At 64.9% G+C, this 21,552-nt stretch carries 16 protein-coding genes; 9 read left to right on the top strand and 7 right to left on the bottom strand.

Translation table 11 applies throughout. The features are described 5' to 3' along the window. Position 1: 1 nt before the first annotated feature. Positions 2–256, top strand: a complete 255-nt coding sequence (locus U5A89_RS12510) for a hypothetical protein (RefSeq protein ID WP_338161424.1) — start codon at positions 2–4, stop codon at positions 254–256. After that, entirely contained in the window at positions 205–1,809 is a 1,605-nt protein-coding gene (locus U5A89_RS12505; protein ID WP_473964824.1) for a L,D-transpeptidase family protein, read from the top strand. Before U5A89_RS12510 ends, U5A89_RS12505 begins: the two co-directional genes overlap by 52 nt. Positions 1,810–1,812: 3 nt before the next feature. Here U5A89_RS12505 and U5A89_RS12500 read toward each other — a convergent pair whose 3' ends face one another. From U5A89_RS12500 to U5A89_RS12490, 3 genes are read right to left on the bottom strand one after another with little or no spacing between them, the layout of a single operon-like run. Next, positions 1,813–2,217 (bottom strand): Rap1a/Tai family immunity protein, encoded by a 405-nt coding sequence (locus U5A89_RS12500; RefSeq protein WP_338161423.1) that lies wholly within the window; start codon positions 2,215–2,217, stop codon positions 1,813–1,815. A gap of 42 nt (positions 2,218–2,259) precedes the next feature. After that, positions 2,260–2,733 carry a Holliday junction resolvase RuvX gene (ruvX, locus tag U5A89_RS12495; protein WP_445190654.1) on the bottom strand — a complete coding sequence of 158 codons (474 nt, stop codon included), beginning with the start codon at positions 2,731–2,733 and terminating at the stop codon, positions 2,260–2,262. 31 nt (positions 2,734–2,764) lie between these two features. Beyond that, complete coding sequence (locus U5A89_RS12490; RefSeq protein ID WP_338161422.1) at positions 2,765–3,883, bottom strand: DUF3089 domain-containing protein; 1,119 nt, start codon at positions 3,881–3,883, stop codon at positions 2,765–2,767. A gap of 126 nt (positions 3,884–4,009) precedes the next feature. On the opposite strand from U5A89_RS12490, the gene gatC reads away from it, so the two are divergent. The 4 genes from gatC to gatB all read left to right on the top strand — a co-directional run bounded on the left by gatC (position 4,010) and on the right by gatB (position 7,835). Next, positions 4,010–4,297, top strand: coding sequence for an Asp-tRNA(Asn)/Glu-tRNA(Gln) amidotransferase subunit GatC (gatC, locus tag U5A89_RS12485; RefSeq protein ID WP_338161421.1), 288 nt, complete (start codon positions 4,010–4,012; stop codon positions 4,295–4,297). A gap of 104 nt (positions 4,298–4,401) precedes the next feature. Next, positions 4,402–5,886: an Asp-tRNA(Asn)/Glu-tRNA(Gln) amidotransferase subunit GatA gene (gene gatA, locus U5A89_RS12480; protein ID WP_338161420.1), complete on the top strand. Its 1,485-nt coding sequence runs from the start codon at positions 4,402–4,404 to the stop codon at positions 5,884–5,886. A 33-nt stretch (positions 5,887–5,919) separates the two neighbouring features. Then, on the top strand, positions 5,920–6,339 hold the full coding sequence (locus U5A89_RS12475) for a hypothetical protein (protein ID WP_338161419.1): 420 nt from the start codon (positions 5,920–5,922) through the stop codon (positions 6,337–6,339). Next, complete coding sequence (gene gatB / locus U5A89_RS12470) at positions 6,336–7,835, top strand: Asp-tRNA(Asn)/Glu-tRNA(Gln) amidotransferase subunit GatB (protein ID WP_338161418.1); 1,500 nt, start codon at positions 6,336–6,338, stop codon at positions 7,833–7,835. The genes U5A89_RS12475 and gatB overlap by 4 nt, the downstream gene beginning before the upstream one ends. 320 nt (positions 7,836–8,155) lie before the next feature. Here gatB and U5A89_RS12465 read toward each other — a convergent pair whose 3' ends face one another. From U5A89_RS12465 to U5A89_RS12450, 4 genes are all read right to left on the bottom strand, one after another. Beyond that, complete coding sequence (locus tag U5A89_RS12465) at positions 8,156–11,362, bottom strand: autotransporter domain-containing protein (RefSeq protein WP_338161417.1); 3,207 nt, start codon at positions 11,360–11,362, stop codon at positions 8,156–8,158. A 98-nt stretch (positions 11,363–11,460) separates the two neighbouring features. Next, positions 11,461–13,905, bottom strand: a complete 2,445-nt coding sequence (locus U5A89_RS12460; protein ID WP_338161416.1) for a TonB-dependent receptor — start codon at positions 13,903–13,905, stop codon at positions 11,461–11,463. After that, positions 13,889–14,845 carry a FecR family protein gene (locus tag U5A89_RS12455; protein ID WP_338161415.1) on the bottom strand — a complete coding sequence of 319 codons (957 nt, stop codon included), beginning with the start codon at positions 14,843–14,845 and terminating at the stop codon, positions 13,889–13,891. Before U5A89_RS12455 ends, U5A89_RS12460 begins: the two co-directional genes overlap by 17 nt. 55 nt (positions 14,846–14,900) lie before the next feature. Then, positions 14,901–15,413, bottom strand: coding sequence for an RNA polymerase sigma factor (locus tag U5A89_RS12450; RefSeq protein WP_338161414.1), 513 nt, complete (start codon positions 15,411–15,413; stop codon positions 14,901–14,903). Between the two features lie 137 nt (positions 15,414–15,550). On the opposite strand from U5A89_RS12450, the gene U5A89_RS12445 reads away from it, so the two are divergent. The 3 genes from U5A89_RS12445 (at position 15,551) to glgB (ending at position 21,523) form a co-directional block, all read left to right on the top strand. After that, positions 15,551–16,741 (top strand): serine hydrolase domain-containing protein, encoded by a 1,191-nt coding sequence (locus tag U5A89_RS12445; RefSeq protein ID WP_445190698.1) that lies wholly within the window; start codon positions 15,551–15,553, stop codon positions 16,739–16,741. Positions 16,742–16,873: 132 nt separating this feature from the next. Beyond that, the gene (locus U5A89_RS12440; RefSeq protein WP_338161412.1) at positions 16,874–19,342 is read left to right on the top strand and encodes a glycogen/starch/alpha-glucan phosphorylase; all 2,469 of its coding nucleotides are present in this window, start codon (positions 16,874–16,876) and stop codon (positions 19,340–19,342) included. 21 nt (positions 19,343–19,363) lie between these two features. Further along, entirely contained in the window at positions 19,364–21,523 is a 2,160-nt protein-coding gene (gene glgB / locus U5A89_RS12435; protein ID WP_338161411.1) for a 1,4-alpha-glucan branching protein GlgB, read from the top strand. Positions 21,524–21,552 lie beyond the last annotated feature (29 nt).

Here is a 21,552-nt window from a genome sequence, read left to right as displayed (position 1 = left end):
TATGCAATATAGACATTTGGCCTTAGCCGCTGGCGGGCTTCTGGCCCTGAGTGCTTGCGCGAAGAACGACGCCCCGGTGACCGCCGCGCCGCCGATCGGCCCCGGTGCCATTGCCGGAACCGTCGCTGCGGACCGCGACGGCGATGGTTATGTCGATGGCTATTACACGGCCGACGGCATCTATCACGCGGTCCAGGGTCCGCCGTGCCCGCCGCCGCCGCCCCCGCCGCCTTCGCGCCGGGGAGAACGCGGCTGATCCACCCCTTCCTGCGGGCGCGGCGCATCTGCCGCGCCCCCTCGCTTTCGCTGATCGCCGGACTATTGGCCGTCACAGCTATCCCGCACGGCGCGTTGGCGCAGGTCGGTGCGGCCGACAAGGCCGCGCAATCCAGCGTTGCGGCCGAAATCCGCGCGGGCGTCAGCGGGAAATATAAGGATTTCTATGCCCCGCGCGGCTATTGGCCGCTCTGGGTAGACAAGGACCGCGTCAACTCACAGGCCGACGCGCTGCTGGCGCTGATCGACCAGAGCGACGCCGACGGCCTCAATCCCCGCAACTATGGCGCACGCGACCTGAAACGCCTGATCGAAACCGCGGACAGCGAGCGCAGTCCCAAGGCGCTGGCCCGCGCCGACCTGGCCCTATCGCGCGCCTTTGCCGATCTGGTCATCGACATGCGCCGCCCGGCCAAGGGCGTGAAGATGCGCTATATCGATCAGGAGGCGGAACCCAAGCCGCCCGGACCCGCCGACATCATACGCGCCGCCGCGCTCGCCCCGTCGCTCACCGACTATATCCAGACCGCCGGGTGGATGAGTCCGCTCTACATGCAATTGCGCAATGCACGAGCACGCTATCTCGACCAGTGGGGCGGCTTGCCTGCCGTGCAGATCCCCGAAGACGTGAAACTGCGCCCCGGCGGTAAGGCGCCCGAAATCGCACTGCTGCGCCACCGGCTCGGCCTGGCGGATGGCGTCGCCTATGACAAGCCGCTTGTCGCCAGGGTGAAGGCGTTCCAGACCGACCATGGCCTCAAACCCGATGGCGTTGCAGGCACGATGACGGTCGCGGCCCTGAACGACGGTCCGGGCCGCTACGATCGCCTGTTGGCGCTCAATCTGGAACGCGCGCGCCTGCTCCCCGGTCCTTGGACCCGGCATGTGGTGGTGGACGCGGCGTCGGCGCGGCTCTGGTATTACAGCAAGGGCGCGCTGGACGGCACGATGAAGGTCGTGGCCGGGACCAAGGAAACGCAGACGCCGCTGATGGCGGGCATGATCCGCTATGCGACGCTCAACCCCTATTGGAATATCCCGTCCGACTTGGTCGAAACCCGGGTCGCGCCCAAGATTCTGGGCGGTGCGACGCTCAAGAGCCTGCGCTATGAAGCGCTGTCCGACTGGAGCGCCAATCCCGCGCCACTGGCGCAAAGCGCGATCGACTGGAACGCGGTGGCGGCGGGCCGGACGGAGGTGCGCGTGCGGCAATTGCCCGGCGGCACCAACGCCATGGGCCGGATCAAGTTCATGTTCCCTAATGACCTTGGCATCTACCTGCACGACACGCCGCAGCGCGACCTGTTCGCCAAGCCCGACCGCCATTTCAGCAATGGCTGCGTGCGGTTGGAGGATGCGCAGCGACTAGGCCGCTGGTTCTTCGGCAAGACGCCCAGTGCAGACGGCGACGCGCCCGAACAGCATGCACCACTGCCCCAGCCGGTGCCGGTCTTCCTGACCTACCTCACCGCCGTCCCGACCGCGCAGGGTGTGCAGTTCTTGCCCGACGTCTATGGGCGGGACGGGGAATAAGGGTCAGCGCTTCTTGCGGGCGGCCTTCTTCGCGGGCGCTTTCTTGGCGGTCGGGCACGGCCATGCTTTGCGCATCGCGGCGAACACCTGCGACGACGCGGACTGCTGCCGATCGATCGGATTCTTGCCAAGATAATTCACCGTGGCGGTGCGCAACTGGCTGATCGTCACGCCGCTCGGAATACAGCTTTTGAGATTGTTGGCTTCCCGCGTCGTATTGAACGCATCCACCGCGCCGCTGATATAGCCGACGCATTCATAGCTTTTCTCGAAATAATCCTTGCCGTCCTTGTCGGTCGTGCAGACCGCGTAAAGATCATCGCCACTGTAGAAGCCCGCTTGCGCCGCAACCGGCAGGAACGCGCCCGTAGTGAGGACAGCGGCGTAGAGAAGATGTCGAGGATACATGGGTTCAGTCTCGTGATTATACCGGGCGATGGCGCAGGGCGGTCACTCCATCCCCGCGACCAACCCGTCGATCGCCCCTTGCAATATGTAGCTGGCCGCCAGCTTGTCCACCAGTTCGTCGCGCCGGGCGCGGCTGGCGTCGGCTTCCAGCAGGGTACGGGTCACCGCCTGCGTCGACCAGCGTTCGTCCCACAGCAGCACCGGGCACCCCAGGTCCGCGACATTATGGGCAAAGGCGCGGCTGGACTGGCTGCGCGGCGAATTGGTGCCATCCAGGTTGAGCGGCAGGCCGATGACGATGCCCTTCACATTCTGCTGCGTGATGAAGGCGGCCAGGCCGATCTTGTCCTTGCTGAACTTCCCGCGCGTGACCGTATAGGCCGGGCTGGCGATCGACCATTCGGCGTCGCACAGCGCCAGGCCGATCGTCTTGGTGCCGACATCCATGCCGATCAGCCGCCCGCCCTGGGGCAGCGCCGTGCGGAATGCGACGCGATCCGTTGTTACCAATGTCATGGCGCCGCCCTGCCACGTCTTTGGACGTAAGTCACTTGCTGGTGAAGGCCGCCAGCCGTTTCTGCGCATCCTCCCGAACATTGCCCCAGAACAGGCTATAGTCATAGACATGGTAGTTGTTGCCCGGCAGCGTGAACGGACCCATGTCCACCGGCTCCCCGATCATCAGCACGCCGCTGGTATCGCAGCGGGCAGGCACGATGCCAGTCAGCAGCTTGGGCGGCTGGCCCTGCACACGGGAATCCAGCGTACCTTTGTTCGCACTGGCCGGGGCCGCGCCGTTGAACGCGCCGGTGATGGGATTAGTGCACAGCATATGCGTGCCCTTGCGTGGCTTGCCGGTATAGCCGGTGTTGCGTTCGAAACTCTGGACCACGGCGGACGGATCGGCCGGTTCGGCATAGCTTTGCCAACTGACGATGCAGTGCGACTGGTCCTGCCGCGCGCAGGCGGGCAAGCCAAGCGCAGGCAGGTCCGCTTCCACCGACACCGGCCAGCCCACGACATAGGCGGCGACCACGCGGTCGGCCACCGGCTTGCCCGCCACCTGCTCCCGCAACAATTGCAGCAGGTGGCGCGACCCCTGGCTATGTCCCGCCAGGATCAGCGGGCCGGTGGGATTGGCCTTCAGGAACGCCGCAAAGGCCTGCGCCACGTCGCGATAGGCTATCGCCAACGCCTGGTCGCCTGCAGGCTGGTCGGTCAGAAATGCGCCATAATTGGCCTGGCGATAGCGCGGCGCCCACACCGCGCCCGCAGCGTTGAACGCGCTGGCTTGGCTCATGACGAAGCGCCGCGCGGTGGCGTCCGCATCCTTGTCGCCGATCGGCGCGTTCCACTGGGCGCTGCCGAAGGTGGTGATGTAGCTGGTGGGATGGATGAAGAAGATCGCGGCCTTCTGCCCGGTCCTGGGCGTGGTCACGCCCGCAGGCGTCCAGAGCGCGGCATTGTCCTTCACAATGTCCGGCCGCGCCAGCCACATGGCCGCGCTGTCATAGGCATTGGCGGGCAGGGGCGGCAATTGGGTAAAGGGCTGGCGCGGCACCATCACCATGCGGATCAGCTGCATCCCCCAGATGCGATAGACAAGCAGCGCCGCGATCACCAGCACGATCAATGTCGCGATGACATAGAGAAATTTGCGGGCCACCCATGCTCTCCGAAAGAAGGGGCGCGCCGCCCCCAATTGCTGCCGTCTGTCTGGCGCAAGGGGAGAGTGGGCGCAAGAGGCGCGAAACGGGTTGAAGCCAGCGAGCGCGGGTGGTAGCGGCGGCCCATGTCGATAGACCTTCAGACCGTAAAAAAGATCGCCAGCCTCTCGCGCATTTCGGTGACCGACGCCGAAGCGGAAGCGATGGTGCCCGAACTCAACAACATCCTTGGCTGGGTGGAGCAATTGGGCGAGGTGGACGTGACCGGCGTGGAGCCGATGACGGCCGTCATCCCCAACCATCAACGCCTGCGCCAGGACGTCGTCACCGACGGCAATGTCCGGGCCAAGGTGCTGGCCAACGCGCCGCAAGCCGAACATGGCTTCTTCGCGGTGCCCAAAGTCATTGAATAGGGCGCCGCCCTCAAGCACCGTTCGCCCTGAGCTTGTCGAAGGGCCGTTTTTCTTTTCAAGAAGGGCAGGGCTTCGACAGGCTCGGCCCGAACGGGAAAAAGATTTTGACTGATCTGACTGATCTTACCGTAGCCGACATTCGCGACGGTTTCCGCGCGGGCGATTTTTCCGCACGCGAAGTGGCGAGCGCGTTCAACGCCAATGTCGCCGCCGCCAGTGCGCTGAACGCCTTCATCGTGGAAACGCCGGACAAGGCGCTGGAAGCCGCCGACGCCGCCGACAAGGCGAAAGCGGCCGGCGAAACGACAGGTGCGCTGGCTGGCGTGCCGATCGGCATGAAGGACTTGTTCTGCACCGAGGGCACGCAGACCACCGCCGCGAGCCATATGCTCGAAGGCTTCGTACCGACCTATGAATTGACCGTGTCGGGCAAGCTGTGGGCGGCAGGCGCGGGGATGCTGGGCAAGCTCAACCTTGACCAGTTCGCCATGGGATCGTCCAACGAAACGAGCTATTATGGCAATGTAATCTCGCCCTGGCGGCGCAATGACGGCGGCAATGCCGCGCTGGCCCCGGGCGGCTCGTCGGGCGGTTCGTCCTCCGCCATCGCGGCGCGGCTTTGCCCGGCTGCGACCGGCACCGACACCGGCGGCTCGATCCGCCAGCCCGCCGCCTTCACCGGCATCAGCGGCATCAAGCCGACCTATGGCCGCTGCTCGCGCTGGGGCATCGTGGCCTTCGCCTCCTCGCTCGATCAGGCCGGGCCGATGGCGCGGACGGTGCGTGACAATGCGATCCTGCTGGAAGTCATGTCGGGCTTCGATCCCAAGGATTCGACAAGCCTCGATCTGGCCGTGCCCCAGTGGGAAGCCAATCTGTCGAGCGACCTTAAGGGCAAGACGGTCGGCATTCCCACGGAATATCGCCCTGACGGCCTGAACCCGGAAATCTCCGCCCTGTGGGATCGCGGCATCGCCTGGCTCAAGGATGCCGGGGCCGACGTGGTCGAAGTATCGCTGCCGCACACGAAATATGCGCTGCCGACCTATTATATCATCGCGCCTGCCGAAGCCTCGTCCAACCTCGCCCGCTATGACGGCGTGCGCTACGGCCAGCGCGACCTGCCCGACGGCGCAGGCTTGCAGTACATGTATGCCGCGACCCGCGCCGCCGGTTTCGGTCCGGAGGTCAAGCGCCGCATCATGATCGGCACCTATGTGCTGTCGGCGGGCTTTTATGACGCCTATTATACCCAGGCGCAGAAGGTCCGGGCGCTGATTGCACGCGACTTCGAACAGGCGTTCGAGACATGCGACCTGCTGCTGACCCCGACCGCGCCGAGCGCATCGTTCGCGTTAGGCGAAAAGCAGGCCGATCCGCTCGCCATGTATCTGAACGACGTCTTCACCGTGCCCGCCTCGCTGGCCGGGTTGCCCGCCATGGCCGTGCCGGGCGGACTGGATTCGGCGGGTCTGCCGCTGGGCCTCCAGATCATCGGCAAGGCGCTGGACGAACAGACCGTGCTGAACGCGGGTCTGGCGATCGAAGAACGGGCGGGCTTCGTCGCACGGCCGGGCAAGTGGTGGTAAGTTAGAGAGGCAAGGCCCAGAGACGGAGAACGCATGTTCAGACCGGGCGGTTTTCGGGAACGCAATGTCGAAGTGCTGCGAGAGGCGCAGAATGCGCTGAACGTCGCCTTCGGCGCGATCCTCAGCGCCTATGTCGGCAATTCGCTGGCTGACATCGATAATGTGCGGTTCGACCATGTGCTGCTTGCCAAATTCTTCGTCCTGATCGCGCTGTTCATCCTGGGACTGTGCGTCGGCAATGCCGTCATCCTGCGCGGCGAATTCTGGATGGGCGGCCTGTTTCTGGCCGGGGCTTTGCTGGCGGCGCTGTTCGCCCACCATGTCGGGGCGCAACTGGGGTTTGAGGTCGTCGTCCTGCGCGTCCTGACCGCCTGCTGGGTGTTCGGCCTGCTCGGCAGCAACGCCGTCCTGACCACGATCAACTATATTCATCATCGGAACTTGAAAAAATGAGCAGCTATCGCATCCAGGGCGCAACCGGCGAGTGGGAGGTCGTGGTCGGCCTGGAAGTCCATGCCCAGGTGACGTCGAACGCCAAGCTCTTCTCGGGCGCCGCCACCGCCTTTGGCGCGGAGCCGAACACGCAGGTCAGCCTGGTCGACGCGGCCATGCCCGGCATGCTGCCCGTCCCCAATCAGGAATGCATCCGTCAGGCGGTGCGCACCGGCATGGCGATCGATGCGCAGATCAACAAATGGTCGCGCTTCGACCGCAAGAATTATTTCTACGCCGATCTGCCGCAGGGCTATCAGATCAGCCAGCTCTATCACCCGATCGTAGGCGAAGGTCAGATCGAGATCGTGCTGGACGAAAAGAACCCCGACACCAGCACCAAGGTGATCGGGGTCGAGCGCATCCATGTCGAACAGGACGCGGGCAAGCTGATGCACGACCAGCATCCCACCAGCTCCTATGTTGATCTCAACCGGTCGGGCGTCGCGCTGATGGAAATCGTGTCGAAGCCGGACATGCGATCGCCTGCCGAAGCTGGTGCCTATCTGGCGAAGTTGCGCACAATTCTGCGCTATGTCGGCTCGTGCGACGGCAATATGGACCAGGGGTCGATGCGCGCCGACGTAAACGTGTCGGTCCGCAAGCCCGGCGAGGAATTTGGCACCCGCACCGAAACGAAGAACGTCAATTCGGTCCGCTTCGTCATGGCCGTGGTCGAGCATGAGGCGAACCGGCAGGTCGATGTGCTGGAAGCGGGCGGCAAGATCGTGCAGGAAACGCGGCTCTACGATCCGGACCGCAACGAAACGCGCTCGATGCGGTCGAAGGAAGATGCGCACGACTATCGCTACTTCCCCGATCCCGACCTGTTGCCGCTGGAACTGGACGACGCGTTCCTGGAGGAATGCCGCGCCTCGCTGCCCGAATTGCCCGACGTCAAGCGCAAGCGCTACGAGCAGGCACTGGGCCTGTCCGCCTATAATGCCGCGACCCTGACCGCCGACGCCGACACCGCGCGCTGGTTCGAAACGCTGGTGGCGCAGGCCGCCCGCATCCAGAACAAGAGCGAGGGCGACGTTGCCAAGGCATCGGCCAACTGGCTGCTGTCCGAACTTTACGGCGCGCTCAACCGCATCGGCAAAAGCCTGGAAGACAGTCCGGTAAGCCCAGAGGAAGGCGCCGAATTGCTGGCGCTGGTCGCCGACGGCACGATCAGCGGCACGATCGCCAAGCAGGTGTTCGAAATCATGCTGGAAACCGGCGACAAGCCCGGCAAGATCGTCGAGGAAAAGGGGCTGAAGCAGACTTCAGATACCGGCGCTATCGAAGCGGCGGTAGCCAAGGTGCTGGCCGACAATGGCGACAAAGTCGAACAATATCGCAGCGGCAAGGAAGCCTTGTTCGGTTTCTTCGTCGGTCAGACGATGAAGGCGATGCAGGGCAAGGCCAACCCGCAGGTCGTCAACGAACTGGTGAAGAAGGCGCTGGCGGGTTAAGCCGCCGCGCCATCGATGCATATGAAAAGGGAGCGGCCGCAAGGGCGCTCCCTTTCTCGTTAGTCATAATATGATGGCTGATGGCTCGCCGTTCCCCGGCCTGCGCCGGGGCACAAGGTGCGGCCAGTTATCAACGTGATCAAAGATGCGAACGCCGGGGCCGACGTAAAGCCGCCATCGCATAAATAAGGGGCGCCGCCGGGGGGACCAGCGACGCCCCTCTTTTATGTCCGGCGCCCTTGGGGAGGGATATATGCCGGAGCGAAGGGACGGACCGGGAGGGTCTGTGGGGTGTGGCCCGTCCTTTCACGATCAAGACGTCACAGCACGAAGTTAACCGTCGCCCTAAATGAGATGGCGACGTGATTTTGTTGCTCCTCTGCGCCGAACTCGCCGCCGACGCGGAACGTGTCGGTGCCGCCATAGAGCCGCGCGCGCCCGGTCCAGCCATTGGTCCGGTCTTCCGCGACCAGGGTGAAGCGTTCGCCATCCTTGAAATAGGCCGTGGTATCGCCCAGCGACCCGCCCACGATCTGACGACGGCCGCCTTCCAGTTCCAGCCGGACCCAGCCATCTTCCTTGTTCAGGCTGCCAAAATCATAGCCCGCCGTCACCGTGCCGTTGGCGGTCAGTTCGTCGCTGGTCCGCCCCAACACGGTCAGGTTGAACGCATCGCCGCCGCCGCTTTCGCTATAGCCGTCTTCCTTGAGCCGGTAATAGTCGATGCCGACCGCGGGACGCAGGCCGAAACGGCCCATCTGCAATTGGTAGGACGCGCCTGCCGTGGCGGAATAGAGTTTGCCGGTCCAGTTGCCGTCGGCGGTGCGGACGACATCGCGGCTTTCGAAATGGCGGGTGCCATCGAACTTGATGTGCGCGGCCGACAACCGCGCGAAGCTCTGGAGCGCGCCCCATTGCCCGCGCCAGTGCGCCGCCAGTTCGAACTGGTCGGAATCGACCGCATTGTTGGCACTGCCGCTGCTGTCGCTGCCATGGATATAGGCGAAGGAACCGCCGAACGCGCCCAGGTCGCTCAGATATTCCAGCCCACCGCCTGCGCCCCAGCCGGTAATGTCGTAGGATGCCGTGCTGCCCACGCTCTTGGCGCTGCCGAACGCCACCTGCTGCAGCCAGAAGCCCAAACGTCCGTCCGCGGTGCGGTAGATGCCGTTGGGGTCGGACAGGATGCGCGCGGTGGCCCGCGACCCGGATGTCACGGCTTCGAACGTGCCGCCGGCATGATCCGGCAGCATCTGGCGCAGGCTCTTGGTCAGCGTCGCCCCATCGCCGATCGCCAGATAGGCGCCCGCGACGTCTGCGTCATTGTCCAGCGCGTTGAAGATCGCCGAATAGGCGCTGGCGGTCGATCCGCTCAGGCCCAGTTCCGCCACGCTCTTGGCCGCGATCGACAGGGTGACATTGCCGGTCGCGCTGTCGCCCGCCACGCTGCCCTTGAAGATATAGGGCAGCAAGGTGGTAGCACCCAGGCTCGGCGACCCGCTTAGTGATCCCGCGCGCACGATGACATAATCGCCCGCCGATCCGCCGACCTGGGTCAGGTTGACCTTCACCTGCGATCCGCTGGCGAAGCTGGCCGCCCCGGCGACGTCATAGACGGTATGCGCGCCGGTATCGGCATTGATGGTGACGCCCAGCGTCGACGTGCCGCTGGCGGACAGCGACGCCAGCGCCACCGAGTTGGTGTTGGTCGCGTTCAACGTGCCGCCGTTCAGCACCACCGCCATGCCACTGCCATTGCTGATCGCGCCGGTCAGCGACGACGTGCCGCCCAGCGTCAACGTTCCCGCGCCGCCGCCGAAATCGACCGCGCCCGTGACCTTGGCCGTGTCCGCCAGGTTCAGGCTCGATGCGCCCGCGCCAAAGGCGATGTCGCCCGTCAGGCTGGATGCGCCCGACAGCGAAACGCTGTCATTGCCCGCGCCCAGGCTGAGATTGCCGGTGATCGTCCCTGCCGATACGGCGAGCGCGTCATTGCCCGATCCCAGGCGGATGTCGCCGACGATGCTGGGCGCGGAGGCGGTGGCCGACGCCAGCGCCTGGCTCAGCGTCACGCCGCTGCTATTGGCCGTCAGGTCGATCGCGACATTGCTGCCGCTCTTGCCCCCTGTGGCGCTGATCCTGCCGCTGTTGGACAGGCTGGACACGGTGCCGGACGAATCCAGGATCGCGGTCGCCGCACCCTTGTCGCCCCCGGCGGTGGCGCCAACGGAGCCGCTGATCTTGATGCTACTGACGGTTGCGCCCGCATCGATCATCAGCCCGCGTGCGATGGTGCCGTCCTTGGACGAGCCGCTGGCGCTGACCGTGCCACTGACGTCGATCGTGTCGGCCCGCGCGCCCGACCCCAGCCGCAGTGCGGTCGCATTGCTGTCATAGGACACGGCGGCCACGGTGCCGCCGATCTGCACGCCCTTGGCGATCGACACGCCGCCGCCCAAACCGCCGATCACCAGGCCGTTGGCATCGACGCCGTCATAGATGCCATAGCCTGCGATGCTGCCCTTCACGATCAGGCCATAGCCGGTATTGCCCGCCGCCACGGCGCCGATCACGGTATCGGCATCGGCCGCGCCGACCTGCACCGCCGCCGCCTTGCCATAGGTGACGACCGCCGCGGAGCCTTCGCTGCTATCGGCCAATCCGTCGTCATCGACATCGGTGTCGGTGTCGCTCGACGTGGGCGGCACGTCGAAAATCACGCCGCCCGTCACATTGCCCGCAATCACCACGGCCGATCCGCCCTGCAGCAGGTCGTCCGCGTCCAGCTTCGTCACGTCGCTGGGCCGCGTCGTGCTGCGATATCCGGTACTGGCGATCGTGCCCTGGATCTTGAGCGCGCCGTCGATGTCGCCCAGCAAGGCCGCACCGATGCTGTTGGCGCCCGTGACCGATGTCGACGCGCGCAGCGTGACATTGCCGGTCACGTCGTTGGCGACCACGCCATAGCTGTTGTCGCCGACGACCGATATGGTCCCGCTGGTCGACAGGTTGCCGGTCAACGCCCCGTCCAGGCGGATGCCCGCGGAATTATTGCCTTCGATCGTGATAGTGCCGCTATGGTCGATAGCCCCGCTATGGCCTGCGCCGGACTGGACCCAGATGCCGTTCTTGTTCGTCCCCTTGGCGAAGGGGCCGTCGATATCACCGTCGCTGTCGGTATCGGTCGCGGTATAATCTTCCGTCAGCGTGATGGTGCCGCTGTTGGTGATCGCGCCGCTGGTGCCGGGCGCGATCAGGATGCCGTTAACGTTATCGGCATTGTTGATGGTGATGGTGCCTGCGTTCGTCACCTTGTTGTTGCTGTCGACCGTAACGCCGGTTCCGCTCGTCAGCGTGATGGAGCCAGCCGACGTGATGCTGATGTCGTCCGCTGCGCCGTTGGCCACGGTAGCGGTTCTGACGGGGGCGGTGGTGGCGGTGGCGATGCTGGTTTCCGCTGCCGCATTGGCCACGGTAAGGGCCGCGAGCACGGGCGCGATCGCCGTGCAGGCCAGTAGATGTCGCATGATGTCTCCCTCTGCATTTCGCGCTGTTTCAACGGCGCGTATATGCATGGGACGACGCCGGGCCGTGGCTCCCGTCCGACAATGCGATGACTAAATAGTCAGAAAGCGAAATCGATGCCGATGCGTATCGTTCGGGGTCGCAGCGGCGTATAATAGTCGGTGCGCAGGTCGAATGGCGTGCCGAGCGAGAAGCGGTTGCCGTTGCTGTCAAACAGGTTGGTCAGCGCCAGCGAATATTGCCCCGGACCCCGGGTCAGCCCCGCCGACAGGCTGGTATCGACATAATCGCCCTGCGTCTGGCCCAATATCGGCCCCACGCCCAGCCGCGACTTGCCGACATAGCGGGCGGAGCCGGACAGGCGCAGCCGCATGGCGTTGCCCAATGGCGTCGCATAATCGAACGCCATTCGCGCGCCCAGATTGGCGACGTTGGGCAAACTCAGCGATCGCCCCTCATAGGATAGCGCCCGCACGAAATCGGTGGGCTGGCTCAGGCGGCTGTCATTATAGATGACGCTGCCGTCCAGCGTCAGTTGCTGCGTCGGCCGGGCGACCACACGCCCTTCGACCGTATAGATGCGCCCGTCGCCAATATTGGCGGTAGTGGGCAGGCCGATGCGATCGGTGACGTCCGCCTGGATATTGCGCCAGTCGGTATAGGCGACATTGGCGCTGATCGCGATCGGGTCGCGGCCCGGCACCCCTTTGCGCGCGCCGATCTCGACCGTGGATATACGATCATTCTGGAACCGCCGCACCCGCTGGTCGTCCACCGCCAGGCCGCCGGGGCGGAAGCCCTGCTGGAAGCGGGCATAGAGCGTCACGTCGGGGATCGCGTCGGTCAGGATGGAGGCGGACGGCAGGAACATCGTCTCGCTCCGATCCGCCTGCGCTTCGGCCCGGGCCAGTTCGCTGTCGGACAGGGCTGCGACCGGATCGAGCGCCTTGCCCGACAACCGACTGTTGGTCAGCCGCCCGCCGAAGGTCGCGATCAATCCCTTGACCGGCTCGAACGAGGCTTCGCCAAACAGCGTCGCTTCCTTCACCATATTGCGCACGCCGGTCGCGGCGGCGGCCATGCCGCGGCCGAACATCGCGACGCCCGGAATGATGACGGGCTGCACGTCGGCGGTGCCGAACGATGTCAGCGACCGGTTGAGGTCGGACGTGCTCTGCAGATAGGATGCGCCCAATATCCAGCCCAGCCCATTGTCCAGATCGCGCACCAGCCGGTTTTCGGTGGAAAAGATATTCACCTTGTTGCGCTGGCGGAAAAGGGCGGGCGGCCCGCCTGGCTGGGTCGCATCATAGCTTTCGGCCAGGACGTGGCGGACATAGCCGGTGGACGACACGAAGCGCAGGCTGTCCCATTGCCGTTCGATCCGCAGATTGCCGAGCAGATAGTCCGATCGATAGGGCTGGGTCACCGAGGACGCGCGCTCCAGCCGACCGACCGAACGGTTGGCATATTGGGCGTCGTCGCCCTGGATATGCTGGTACACGCCATTCAGATCGATGGTCCAGTCGGCATCGGGCGCAAAACGCAACGCTGCGCGGCCGCCATAGGTGCGGGTGCGGTTGACGTCGTCCCGGCCCCGATTGACGTCGTCGATATAGCCGCCGTCCTGCACCCCATAACCGACCACGCGCAGCGCCAGCTTTTCCGACAGGATCGGAATATTGAGCGTCCCCGACAGATCGCCGCCCGGGTCGCCATGCTGCGTGGCAGATCCACCCGCCGACACTTGGCCGCCCCATTCGGCCAAGTTGGGCGCATTGGGCATGACACGCACGATGCCGCCCAGCGACCCAGCGCCATAAAGCGTGCCCTGCGGCCCTTCCAGCACCTCGACCCGGCCGACATCATAGAGTTTGAGGTCGGGGTCCGGCGCGGCATAGTTGAGCCGCATGTCGCCCAGATATTGGCCGGTGGTCGCCTGGGTCGGCCCCGCCACGCCCGAATCCGCAATGGCGCGGATGAACAGCTTGTTGCGGCCGGAGCCTGCATGGGTGGAACTCAGGCTCGCGACGCGCGACAATAGGGTAGCGGTGCCGCCCGCCGCTTCGGCCGTGGTGAACATCTGCGCATCCAGCGCATCCACCATCCCGGCGTAGCGGGGCAGGGGCGTATCGCGCTTGGAGGCGGTGACGATGATTTCGGCAGGCACCTGTTCGGCCACCGACGCTGCCTGGATCGCCGGGTTCGCGGTGGATGGCATTCGCGCCGACCGCGTACGGACGATGCGCCAGCCATTACCGCCGATCCGCTGCGCCTGCGCGCCACTGCCTTTCAGCAATTGCCGCAGCGCGTCCGCTGCGCTCATCCGGCCCTGGATGGCAGGGGTGCGCAGTGCCGCCAGCAACTGATCGGACATGCCGATGCTGGCCCCGGTCTGACGGCCAAGCGCCACCACGGCCTCGCCCAGCCGTCCGGGGGCGATGCTGATATCCTGTCTTTCCGCCCCTGACGCGGGCGTAGCTATCGCTGCGATGATCGCGATGACGGGAGCGGTGACGAAAAGGCGGTCAGCTCTGCGGCCCATTCCCTTCCTTAGTCGGCCCTTCCTTCAGAAGCCAGCCATCGCCCTGACGCACGGCGCTCAACCCCATCAGCGGCGCGGCCTGCGCAAAGAACAGCGCCGGATCGCGGTCCAGCCGGATCGTGCCGGTAAAGCGCATCGCGCCCGCGCCCGGCGTCGCGGTCAGCGCTACGCCCAGCGATCGGCCGATATCCTGGCTGATATCTGCGACGGACGCATTGGCATAGACCAGCCGACCCTGCCGCCAGCTGGCGACGGCGGCTGGCGCCACATCCATGACGCGCAGCCCCTGCGCGTCTTCGGCCAAAGCGCGCCCGGCGGGCAGCGATATCGCTTCGGCTTCAGGATTATAGATCACCTTGCCTTCCGACACGCCGATCCGGGTCGCGACATCCGTGTGGACGATGTTGAAGACCGTCCCGGCATCTTCGAACACCGTGTCACCCACGATGACGCGGAACGGGTCGGTGGCGTCGTGGCGCACGGTGAAGGCCGCCTCGCCTGCGTCCAGCGCGGCGAAGCGCGCATTCTTGCGATCGAAGCGCATGGTCGTGCCGCCGTTCAGTTCGACGGTGGTGCCATCGTCCAGCGCGATCACGCGGGTTTCGCCCGGCTTGGTGGTGACGCTATAAATATCGCTGCGATTGAGAACGGCGATGGAGACAGTTGCAACAAGCGCCGCCGCCACCGCCCCGCCCGCGATCCAGCGCAGCGGACGCCGCGCGCGCACGCCCGGATCGTTCGCCGGGACTGGCAGTTTTGGGGGCATGGCGACAGGCTGCGACGGCAGGAAATTGTCCAACTCGCTGTCCGCCAGCATCAACGCATCATAGGCGGATGCGTGCGCAGGATCAGCCTCCAGCCATAGCGTGAAGGCGTCCCAATCGGCAAAGTCGGGATCGCGCGTGCGGACGATCCAGCCCAGCGCCTCCTCGTTGATCATGGCTCCAGCCCCGTTTCTTTTGTGCCCCTTGTCACCACTGACGCCGCCGACCCGCTCATTCCGTATCCAGTTTCTGCTTGAGCGTCAGCATCGCCCGATAGGCCTTTTGCAGATCCTTCTCGACCGTGGTCAGGCTGACGCCCAATTCGTCGGCGATCACCCTTTGTCCGACTCCTTCGATCCGGAAGCGGCGGAACACCAGTTCTACGCGCGGCCCCAGGTCGCGCAGCACCGCGCGCGCCTGCTCCAGCGCTTCGTTCAGGATGATGCGATCGTCGATGGCGATATCCTCACTCGGATCGGCCATCACCCCGCCTGCGCCCTCCGCCCAATCCTGTTCCCGCCGCCCGCGCCGCGTGGCGGAGCGATATCGGTCCAGCATCAGATTGTTGGCCATGCGATAGAGATAGGGCAGCGGGTCGGCCACCGGGCCAAGATCCTTGGCCTCCAGCTTCATCCACATATCCTGCAACAGATCCTCGCAATCCTCGCCCGCGCCGCGCGCGCGCAAAAAGCGCAGCAGGGCGGGGCGGTTGGCCATGAAGATTGCGGAGAGGCCGGTGGCCATGCCTGTCTTGTGTCCAGTTTATGCCGTTCTGGCGCGTTGCCATAGAGGGGCGGGTGGGGTCTTGGCAACGGCCAAGCTGTTTACCTGCCCGCGTGCCTGCGTTAGCGGGACGGAAAGGCAAGGGAATGGCAGGCGATATGACGGACGGGATCGACAGGCAGGCGGCGCTGGCGGCGGGCATGGACCCCGACCGGCTGGGCGCGCTGGTCGATCATCTTGACCGCACCTATCTCGCCACCGGCAAGCTGCCCCATATGCAATTGCTGCTGTCCCGCGACGAACAGACGGTGCTGTCCCTGGCGCGCGGGCAGGCGCGGGCGACCGGCGAACCGCTGCGCGACGACGGGCTGTTCCGCATCGCGTCGATGACCAAGCCGATCACCTCGGTCGCCTTCATGATGCTGGTGGAGGCAGGACAGGTCGCGCTCGACACGCCGGTCACCGCCGTCATTCCCGAATTTGCCGACCTGCGCGTGGGGCAGGCCAACCGCGCTCGCCCCAGGCGGCCCATGCTGATGATCGATTTGCTGCGTCATACGTCGGGCCTGACCTACGGCCTGCAACGCCAGACGCCGATCGACGCGCGCTATCGTGCGCTTGGCCTGGATGATTTCCAGCAGAACCGCACCGCCGACCAGTTCATTGCCGATCTGGCGACCCTGCCGCTCGAATTTTCACCCGGCGACCAGTGGAATTATTCGGTGGCGACCGACGTGCTGGGCGTGGTGATCGCACGGTTGACCGGCATGGACCTGGAAGATGTGTTCCGCACCCGCATCTTCGATCCGCTGGGCATGGCCGATACGACCTTCGTCCTGCCCGACGACAAGGCGGACCGGATGACCGACTGTTGGCGGCTGGAGGAAACGGGCAGCCTCGCCATCGCCGACCTGGGTGCGCGCAGCGGCTGGCGGCGGACGGGGCGCTTCCAGTCGGGCGGCGGCGGACTGGTATCCTGCGTCGCCGATTATCACCGCTTCGCCCGCATGTTGCTGCGCGGCGGCGAACTGGACGGGGTGCGCCTGCTGTCGGCGCAGACGGTGGCGCAAATGCGCACCAACCAACTGCCGGGCGGCGGCGACCTCTCCAGCCTGTCCAGCGCCATGTTCAGCGAGGCGGACTATCAGGGCGTCGGCTTCGGCCTTGGCTTCGCCATGGGCCTTGAAGGCGGCGAATATTATTGGGGCGGCGTGTTTTCGACCTATTTCTGGATCGACCCGGTGGCGCGGCTGATCGGTATTTTCATGACTCAGCATCTGCCGTCCAGCACCTATCCCGTCCGCGCCGAACTGCGCGCCGGGGTGGCCGAAGCGCTGACACGCCGGTAGAGCCGGAAGGTTCCACTTAAAAACGGCTGAAAACAGCCAATATTTCTTGCTGCGCTGCAAAAATGGCGATGGCGGCGGTGGAAAGCCTGTGTCATCATCGGGCACGACTCAGACCGGGGGACCGACGCGCCTATGAACCTCAAGGGCCAGACCATACTTCCCAAACCCGCGCCGCGACAGGTGGACCCGGAAGTCCTCGCCCATGAAATTGTCGAGCGCCTGACCTATCGCATCGGGAAAAATGCGGAAGCCGCCAAGCCGCACGACTGGCTGCACGCCGTCATCCTGGCGATCCGCGATCGCGTGATCGACGCCTGGATCACCTCTACCCAGAAAACCTATGAACAGGAAGGGCGGCGGGTCTATTATCTGTCCCTGGAATTCCTGATCGGCCGCTTGATGCGCGACGCGGCGTCCAACATGGAAATGCTGGACGACATGCAGGCGGCGCTCGCCTCGCTGGGCGTCGACATCGACATCATCGCCGCGCTGGAGCCGGATGCGGCGCTGGGCAATGGCGGCCTTGGTCGCCTGGCCGCCTGTTTCATGGAAAGCATGGCGACGGTGGACGTCCCCGCTTATGGCTATGGCATCCGCTATGTGAACGGCATGTTCCGGCAGGAAATCAGCGACGGCTGGCAGGTGGAACTGCCCGAAAACTGGTTGGCGCACGGCAATCCCTGGGAGTTCGAACGGCGCGAGGCGAGTTACGAGATCGGCTTTGGCGGTCGCGTCGATCCGGCCGAGGGTGACGACGCCGGGCCGCACCAGATGCACTGGCGCCCCGCCGAACGCGTGATCGCCACGCCCTATGACACGCCGATCGCGGGCTGGCGCGGCAAGCGGGTCAATACGCTGCGCCTGTGGGAAGCGCAGCCGATCGACCCGATCCTGCTCGACAAGTTCAACGCGGGCGACCATCTGGGCGCGCTGGCCGAAAGCAACCGGGCGGAATCGCTGACCCGCGTCCTCTATCCCGCCAACTCGTCGTCCGCGGGCCAAGAATTGCGGCTGCGGCAGGAATATTTCTTCTCCTCCGCCTCCATCCAGGACATCGTCCGGCGGCATATCCAATATTTCGGGGACGTGCGCACGCTGCCGGACAAGGCGGCGATCCAGCTGAACGACACCCATCCGGCGGTCGCGGTGGCGGAGCTGATGCGCATCCTGCTGGACGATCATGGCGTCGATTTCGGCGACGCGTGGGACATCACCCGCCGCACCTTCAGCTACACCAACCACACGCTGCTGCCCGAAGCGCTGGAAAGCTGGCCGGTGCCGTTGTTCGAACGGCTGCTGCCCCGGCACATGCAGATCGTCTATGCGATCAACAGCAAGCTGCTGGGCGAAGCGCGCAAATCGGGCCAGTTCAGTGATGACGCCATCGGCACCATCTCGCTGATCGATGAAGGCGGCGAGCGGCGCGTGCGCATGGGCAATCTCGCCTTTGCCGGGTCGCACAGCGTCAATGGCGTATCGGCGCTGCATACCGATCTCATGAAGGTCACCGTCTTCGCTGACCTCCACACGCTCTATCCCACACGGATCAACAACAAGACCAATGGCGTCACCTTCCGTCGCTGGCTGATGCAGTGCAATCCGGGCCTGACCGGCCTGATCCGCGAAGCGATCGGCGACCGGTTCATGGACGATCCGCAAGCGTTGCGCGACTTGGATACCTTCGCCGACGACAGCGCCTTCCAGGATAAGTTCGTCGCAGTGAAGCGCGCCAACAAGGCCGCCTTGTCCGACTTGCTGCGCCAGCGGATCAACGCCCGGATCGATCCCGCCGCTTTGTTCGACATCCAGATCAAGCGCATCCACGAATATAAGCGGCAACTGCTCAATATCGTGGAAGCGGTGGCGCTCTACGACCAGATCCGTTCGCACCCGGAACGGGACTGGGTGCCGCGCGTGAAACTGTTCGGCGGCAAGGCGGCATCGAGCTATCACAACGCCAAGCTGATCATCAAACTGGCGGGCGACGTGGCCCGCGCGGTTAATCATGATCCAGCGGTGCAGGGGCTGCTGAAACTGCAATTCGTGCCCAATTATAATGTTTCCATGGCGGAGGTGATGATCCCCGCCGCCGACCTGTCCGAACAGATTTCGACCGCAGGCATGGAAGCGTCGGGCACCGGCAATATGAAGTTCGCGGTCAACGGCGCGCTGACCATCGGCACGCTGGACGGCGCCAATGTCGAAATGCGCGATCATGTGGGGGAAGATAATATCGTCATCTTCGGCCTGACGGCGCAGCAAGTGAACGACCGGCGCGCCAACGGCTACAATCCGCGCGACGTCATCGGCCAGAGCCGCGAACTGGGCCAGGCGCTCGACGCCATCGCCAGCGGCGTCTTCTCGCCCGACGATCCGGATCGCTACAAGGGTCTGGTGCAGGGCATTTACGACCATGACTGGTTCATGCTCGCCGCCGATTTCGACAGCTATTCGGCCGCCCAGCGCCGCGTCGATGCGCTGTGGGCCGACCAGTCGCTCTGGGCGAAGAAGGCGATCCACAATGTCGCGCGCATGGGATGGTTTTCGTCCGACCGCACCATCCGCGAATATGCGGCCGACATTTGGAAGATCGCGCCATGATCCGGTGCAGGGGATAGGGTGATGCTGACGCCGGAACAGATCGACCGGCTGGTCAGCGGGCTGGATGACGATCCCTTCGCCACGCTTGGCGTGCATCCGGCCGGAAAGGATTTTACTGCCTGCGTCCTGATGCCCGAAGCCGTGCGGGTCGAAGCGCAGACGCTGGACGGCAAGCCGGTCGGCGACTTGACGCAGGTCCATGGCGACGGCCTGTTCTTCGGCAAGGTTGCCACCGCCAAGCGCCAGCCGCTGCGCTATCTCGCCACCTATGGTGATGGCGGCAGCTATGCTCTGGTCGATCCCTACAGCTTCGGGCCGGTGCTGGGGCCGATGGACGACCATTATCTGTCGGAAGGATCGCACGGCCGCCTGTTCGACAAGCTGGGCGCTCACGTCATGACGCATGAGGGCGTCACCGGCACCCATTTCGCGGTCTGGGCGCCCAATGCGCGGCGCGTGTCGGTGGTCGGCGACTTCAACCGCTGGGACGGAAGGCGCGGCCTGATGCGCCACCGCGCCGATGCAGGCGTGTGGGAATTGTTCCTGCCCGAAGTCGGGCCGGGCAGCGCCTATAAATATGAGATTATCGGCGCGGATGGCGTGCGCTTGCCGCTCAAGGCCGACCCCTATGCCTTCCAGAGCGAATTGCGCCCCTCCACCGCCTCGATCGTCGCGCCCCCGCTCGACCACAAATGGGGTGACGACCGGCACCGCGAGCATTGGCGCACCACCGACGCCCGCCGCCAGCCGGTGTCGATCTACGAAGTCCATGCCGGATCATGGCAGCGGGACGAGCATGGCGATTTCCTGCCGTGGGACGACCTTGCCCGGCGGCTGATCCCCTATGTCGCGGGCATGGGCTTTACCCATATCGAATTTCTGCCGATCAGCGAATATCCTTATGATCCCAGCTGGGGTTATCAGACGCTGGGCCTGTATGCGCCGACCGCGCGCTTCGGCGATCCGGCGGGCTTCGCGCGGTTTGTGGATGGGTCGCATCGGGCCGGGATCGGCGTCATCCTGGATTGGGTGCCCGCCCATTTCCCGACCGACGAACACGGCCTCGCCCATTTCGACGGCACCGCGCTCTACGAACATGCCGACCCGCGCAAGGGGTTCCACCCCGACTGGAACACCGCCATCTATAATTTCGGGCGGCGCGAAGTGTCGCAGTTTCTGGTCAACAACGCCCTGTTCTGGGCGGAACGCTACCATGTCGACGGCCTGCGGGTCGATGCCGTCGCCTCCATGCTCTACCTCGATTATTCGCGCCAGCCCGGCGAATGGATTCCCAACGACCAGGGCGGACGCGAAAATGTGGAGGCGGTCGCCTTCCTCCAGCAGATGAACAAGGCGCTTTACGGGGCACAGCCCGGCATCATGACCATTGCCGAGGAATTGACCAGCTGGCCCGGCGTATCGCAACCCGTCGATGCCGGCGGGCTGGGCTTCGGCTTCAAATGGAATATGGGCTTCATGCACGATACGCTGCGCTATCTGCAGCGCGATCCGGTGCACCGCGCCCATCATCATGACGATATCACCTTCGGCCTGCTCTACGCCTTTACCGAAAATTTCGTGCTGGCGCTGAGCCATGACGAGGTTGTCCATGGCAAGGCGTCGCTGCTGCACAAGATGCCGGGCGACGACTGGCAGAAATTCGCGACCTTGCGCGCCTATTACGGTTTCATGTGGGGCTATCCCGGCAAGAAGCTGCTATTCATGGGACAGGAATTCGCCCAGCGCGGCGAATGGAGCGAGGAGCGCGCTCTCGACTGGGATCTGCTCGACCACGCCCCGCATCTGGGTGTGCAGAGGCTCGTCGCCGACCTCAACCATCTCTACCGCTCCCGTCGGGCGCTGCACGAACGCGATTGCGAACCCGAAGGGTTCGAATGGGTACTGGTCGATGGCGCGGCGGACTCCATCTTTGCCTGGCAACGCCGCGCACCCGGCGTCCGGCCGATCGTCGTGATCAGTCATTTTACCCCCTTGTTGCGCCATGGCTATCGCATGCGCCTACCTTCCGGCGGGCTGTGGCGGGAGATCATGAACAGCGACGCGGCCGATTATGGCGGCAGCAGCGCGGGCAATATGGGGCAGGTGCAGGCGGACGAGGAAGGATGGGCGAACATCACCATCCCGCCCTTTGCAACCCTGATGCTGGAACTGGATTATTGAACATCGACAGCGCGCGCACGCGGGCGGAA

Source organism: Sphingobium sp. HWE2-09 (assembly GCF_035989265.1).
Lineage (GTDB): Bacteria > Pseudomonadota > Alphaproteobacteria > Sphingomonadales > Sphingomonadaceae > Sphingobium.
Note: the sequence above shows the minus strand (reverse complement) of the source record. Positions and strands in the feature narration are given on the sequence as shown.